The organism is Mailhella sp., assembly GCF_057866825.1.
The window spans coordinates 1-3901 of record NZ_DBMAHT010000160.1 but is presented as its reverse complement, the minus strand read 5'-3'; the positions used below and the strand labels follow the sequence as shown (position 1 = coordinate 3901).

Genomic DNA, 3901 nt, shown 5'->3' with positions numbered 1-3901 from the left:
GCTTGAGCGCATAGTACACATGCAGCCCCCGCTTCTCGTCCGTCACGATCTCGGCGGACTTCAAAACGGCCAAGTGACGCGAAATCGTGGACATGTCCGCGCCTACAAGGCGCTGCAGCTCCGCCACGCACATCGGGCCGCGCGTCAGCGCCTCGGCCATCATGAGCCGGCTCGGATGCCCGAGCGCCTTGAATATCCGGGCCTGTGCCTCAATATACGATCTGTCCGGCAAACGCCGCGACAACAGCATGTCCATAGTTCCCCTCCCCATGCCTGTTAGTTGCGTAATTGACAAAATACACAACAAGAATCCCTGGTGTCAACGCTGCAACTCTCTGCTGCTTTTCTGCGATATCGACGCGATATTCACATTTTCGTGAATTTTTCGCCTATTGCACTGCGCAAAAAACGATGACATCATGCAACAATCAGGCACAAGGAACAGAAAACAGCGTCGACAGCGACCTTTTTCTCGCCATTTTTGACAATATTGAACGTTGCAGGAGGCACCCATGTTCAGAAAATTCTTTGCCGTCGCCCTCGGCGCGGCCATGCTTCTTTCCGGCGCGATGGCCGGCGAGGCCCTCGCCGCCAAATTCGTCACCATCGGCACCGGCGGCATCACCGGCGTGTACTATCCTACGGGCGGAGCCATCGCCAAGATCATCAATTCCAAGAAGGACGTGTACAACATCCGCGCCAGCGTGGAATCCACCGGTGCCTCCAAGTTCAACATCAACGCCATCAACAACGGCGATCTCGAATTCGGCATCGCGCAGGCCGACACCCAGTATCAGGCCTACAAGGGCATCGGCGACTGGGAAGGCAAGCCCGTGACCAAACTGCGCTTCGTGTTCGCCCTCGCGCCCGAAGCCGTGACCTTCGTGGCCGCCGAGGATTCCGGCATCAAGAGCCTTGCCGACGTCAAGGGCAAAATCATCAACCTCGGCGATCCCGGCTCGGGCAACCGCATCAACGCCCTCCAGGTCTTCAAGGAAGTGGGCCTCGAACCCGGCAAAGACTTCCGCGGCGAAGGCCTCAAGCCCGCCGACGCCCCCCACACCCTTCAGGACGGCCGCATCGACGGCTTCTTCTACACGCTGGGGCATCCCAACGGCAACATCAAGGAAGCCACGGCCGGCAAGCGCAAGTGCCGCATCGTGCCCATCACCGGCATGGACAACCTGCTCAAGGAATGCCCCTACTACTCCAAGACCTTCATTGACATGAGTCAGTATCCCGACGCCTCCAACGCTTCCGACGGGAAGGTGGAAACCATCGGCATGCTCGCCACCTTCGTGACCTCCGCCGACACCCCCGACGACATCGTGTACGCCATCACCAAGGAAGTGGTGGAAAACCTCGACGAATTCAAGAAGCTGCATCCGGCGCTGGAATCCATCACCAAGGAAAGCCTGCTGGAAGGCCGCACCGCTCCCTTCCATCCTGGTGCTGAAAAATACTTCAAGGAAGCCGGCCTGATAAAGTAGCAAAGCTGCGCATGCACGCTCTTTGCGCCGTTATGACGGATGATTTCGCGGGGGCCTGCCCAGGCTCGCCCCCGCGCGCCGTCTTTTGTTTTTCCTAACCTGCGGGATTCTCTCTCATGCCTCAGAAACACATTCAGACCACTCCGGCCGGAGACAAGTACAAGGAAGACCTGGCCCACGCCGAGCACGGCATGCGCGGCGACACCATGGGCATTACGGCGAAGATCACCTTCGTCGTGGCCCTGTGCTGGTCGCTCTTCCAGATGGCCAGCGCGAGCTTTCTGCTCATCGACTCCATCTTTGTGAAGGCCATTCACCTGGCCTTTGCCATCACCCTCGTTTACTTCAACATTCCCCTGCTCAAGCCCTCGTCCTCCTCGCGATGGGATCTGCGCATTCTGCTGGCCATGAACAGAGTGACCGTCATGGACTACATTCTCGGCATCATGGCTGCCGTGGCCGCGCTCTACATCTTTCTCGACTACTCCGGGCTCTCCTCCCGCCCCGGCGCGCCCAACGCCCGCGACATTCTCATGGGCATTCTGCTCGTGGTTCTGCTGCTCGAAGCCACTCGCCGCGTGCTCGGTCCGGCGCTGCCCATCATCTGCACGATCTTCATTCTGTACGTGTTCACCGGGCCCTATCTGCCCGATTTTCTGGCCTTCAAGGGCGCGTCGCTCTCCCGATTCATCTCGCAGATAACCATGGACACGCAGGGCGTGTACGGCATTCCGCTTCAGGTTTCCGCCACCGTGGTCTTCCTGTTCGTGCTCTTCGGCACCATGCTCGACCGCGCAGGCGGCGGCACCTTCTTCACGCAGCTCGCCATCAGCGGTCTCGGCAGATACCGCGGCGGCGCGGCCAAGGCCGCCGTGTTCAGCTCCGCCCTCTCCGGCATGGTGTCCGGCTCCAGCATCGCCAACGTGGTCACCACCGGCACCTTCACCATTCCGCTCATGAAGCGCGTGGGCTATCCCGCCGTAAAGGCCGCCGCCATCGAAGTGGCGTCGTCGGTCAACGGTCAGCTTGCGCCGCCCGTCATGGGCGCGGCCGCCTTCATCATTGCCGAATACGTGAACGTGCCCTATATCGAAGTGGCCAAGGCGGCCGCCATTCCGGCCTTCGCCTCCTACGCCGCCCTGCTCTGGATCACCCATGTGGAAGCCTGCAAGCTCGGTCTGCGCGGACTCTCCAAAGACGAACTGCCCCGCACCTGGGACGTGCTGCGCGGCGGTCTGCATTTTCTCTTTCCTCTGGCCATGCTGCTCTATGAGCTCATCGCCCTGCAGCATTCCGCCGAGCTTTCCGTGTTCCGCGCCATTCTCGTGCTCGCGGTCATCATGATCTTTCAGCCCGTGTGCATCGCCGTGGTGCGCAAGACCTCCAAGTGGCAGGCCTTCAAGGAAGGCCTCAAGCTGACCGTCTCCTCCATGGCCGCCGGCGCCAACAACATGGCCGGCGTGGCTCTGGCCACGGCTTCGGCAGGCATCATCGTGGGATGCGTCTCTCTCGGCCTCGGCCAGCAGATCACCTCGTTTGTGGAAGTGCTTTCCATGGGCAACATCTTCCTGCTGCTCATCATCACCGCCGCCGCAAGCCTGCTGCTCGGCATGGGACTGCCCACCACCGCAAACTACATCATCATGGCCTCGCTCACCGCTCCCGTGCTCGTGGAACTGGCTTCCGGCTTCAGCATTCACGGCGTGCAGCTCGCCGTGCCCCTCATGGCCGCGCACCTGTACTGCTTCTATTTCGGCATTCTCGCCGACGACACGCCCCCCGTCGGTCTTGCCGCCTACGCCGGAGCCGCCATTGCGAACGCCTCCCCCATTGCCGTGGGCATTCAGGGCTTCTTCTACGACATCCGCACCGCCCTGCTGCCGCTGGTGTTCATCTTCAACCATGACATCATTCTCTGGAACATCAACAGCCTGCCCGAAGCCGTCATGATCTTCTGCATGACCTCGCTCGGCATGGTCTGCTTCTCCTCCATGATTCAGGGATGGTTCATCGCTAAGACCAGCCTGCTCGACCGGCTGCTTCTTCTCGCCGCTTCGGTGGTTCTCATGTATCCCGCCCTGCTCACGGGCTTCTTCCTGCCTCAGGAACAGCGGCATTTCGGCTATCTGGCGGGCCTTGCCCTCATGGCTCTCGCGTACCTGCGGCAGAAGGCGGGCGCACGCACGGCGTCCGGGGAGGTTGCGGCATGAAAAGAAGAAAGGGCATCATCGCCAAGCGCTCCCTGCGCCCCAGGGCGATGAAAAAAATCGTTGACGGCAACGTGCAGCAGGAACTGCAGTGCGCGCACTGCAAGACCATATTCCCCGACTACCTCGGCCGCTGCCCCGAATGCGGCAGCGACGAATGGACCGCCCTCGTGGAAGTGAATCCCTACGCCCGCGTGCCCATGG

The 3901-nt window shown here is 60.9% G+C and carries 3 protein-coding genes and 1 pseudogene; 3 read left to right on the top strand and 1 reads right to left on the bottom strand.

Features of this window, described 5'->3' with window-relative positions:
- Positions 1 to 256 (bottom strand): ArsR/SmtB family transcription factor (locus tag ACZM96_RS09970; protein ID WP_489488865.1); only part of this gene is annotated, 256 nt, incomplete at its 3' end.
- Positions 257 to 512: 256 nt separating this feature from the next.
- On the opposite strand from ACZM96_RS09970, the gene ACZM96_RS09965 reads away from it, so the two are divergent.
- The 3 genes and pseudogenes from ACZM96_RS09965 to ACZM96_RS09955 all read left to right on the top strand — a co-directional run.
- Positions 513 to 1490 (top strand): TAXI family TRAP transporter solute-binding subunit, encoded by a 978-nt coding sequence (locus ACZM96_RS09965; RefSeq protein ID WP_489488863.1) that lies wholly within the window; start codon positions 513 to 515, stop codon positions 1488 to 1490.
- A 116-nt stretch (positions 1491 to 1606) separates the two neighbouring features.
- Positions 1607 to 3700, top strand: coding sequence for a TRAP transporter permease (locus tag ACZM96_RS09960; protein WP_489488861.1), 2094 nt, complete (start codon positions 1607 to 1609; stop codon positions 3698 to 3700).
- Positions 3697 to 3901: pseudogene (locus ACZM96_RS09955) on the top strand (translation initiation factor IF-2); the annotation flags it as partial. The gene ACZM96_RS09960 and the pseudogene ACZM96_RS09955, both read left to right, overlap by 4 nt.